The sequence below is a fragment of the Bacillus cihuensis genome (genome assembly GCF_000504145.1).
Classification (GTDB): Bacteria; Bacillota; Bacilli; order Bacillales; family DSM-1321; genus Peribacillus; species Peribacillus huizhouensis.
Genome location: NZ_KI632495.1, coordinates 1,347,108 through 1,348,549 on the forward strand (window position 1 = coordinate 1,347,108; position 1,442 = coordinate 1,348,549).

Genomic DNA, 1,442 nt, shown 5'->3' on the forward strand with positions numbered 1-1,442 from the left:
ACCTTTAATGTAGCCCTCACAGCAAGCATTTATAACTCAGGGCAAAAATAAAAGCTATCCGTTTTTGGATAGCTTTTCAATGAAAAATAATGAGTATTTACGAATAAAGTGAAACTTCCATTAGTGGTGACCTTCCGCTAATGGTTAGTTGAACCAATCGGGGTTTTACAGGCTGTTTATTTTTAACTCGATATTTTTAATCTTTAACAAAATATGTATGATGATGTTACAGCCTGTTAAACCGGGATAAAGTGAAACTTCCTTTAGCGGTGACCTTCCGCTAATGGTTAGTTGAACCAATCGGGGTTTTACAGGCTGTTTATTTTTAACTCGATATTTTTAATCTTTAACAAAATATGTGTGATGATGTTACAGCCTGTTAAACCGGGATAAAGTGAAACTTCCTTTAGCGGTGACCTTCCGCTAATGGTTAGTTGAACCAATCGGGGTTTTACAGGCTGTTTATTTTTAACTCGATATTTTTAATCTTTAACAAAATATGTGTGATGATGTTACAGCCTGTTAAACCGGATAAGGACTATACTCCAACAGTTTGTTTAATTTTATCAGATTGTTGCAAAAGTTCCTCAGCATGCTGTTTCGTTAAATCAGTAATCTCGACTCCAGAAATCATTCGACCGATTTCTTTTACCTTGTCTGTATACTGTAATGGAAAAACGGATGTATTCGTCCGACCTGCCTTAATATTTTTTGCTATATATAGGTGGGTATCTGCCATAGCAGCGACCTGTGGTAAGTGAGAAATACAAAGAACTTGTGAACCGATCGCCACTTTGTAAATCTTTTCAGCAATGGATTGTGCCACTCTACCACTGACCCCTGTGTCCACTTCATCAAATATAATCGATGTAATCCCTTGATGTTTAGAAAAAATACTTTTTAATGCAAGCATGATCCGTGACAATTCTCCGCCTGAAGCTATTTTTGACAATGGCTTCAGCGGTTCTCCCGGATTCGTGCTAATATAAAATTCCATCACATCCAATCCGTTACGTCCGATGGCATTAGAGTCCTCTTCATTAAACGAATACGCCGTTTGATGAAAGCGAGCTTCAAATACCGTTTTTTGCATATGAAGTTCTTTTAATTCTTGTTGTATTTTCTTGGTCAGTTGCTTGGCATATTTTTCACGTAATTCAGTTACATTTTTAGCCTCTACTAATAAATCAGCTTTTACTGATTTTAATTGTGTCTCGAGTTTAGTGATATGTGTTTCACGATTCAGCAATGTTTCAATTTCCTCTTCAATCGCTGCACCATATACAACAATCTCTTCAATCGTTTTCCCATATTTCCGTTTCAGCTGATTAATTTCATTCAAGCGGCTTTCAATAAATTCTAGACGTTCTGGGTCATATTCAAGAGCATCAAGCTGGTCTCGAATTGCAGAAATTGCATCTTCTAAAACATAATAACTATTT

General features: G+C 36.3%; 1 protein-coding gene. It reads right to left on the bottom strand.

Annotated features, from left to right (window positions below; translation table 11 throughout):
- Positions 1-538: 538 nt before the first annotated feature.
- Positions 539-1,442 (bottom strand): DNA repair protein RecN (locus V179_RS27850; protein ID WP_034301585.1); only part of this gene is annotated, 904 nt, incomplete at its 5' end.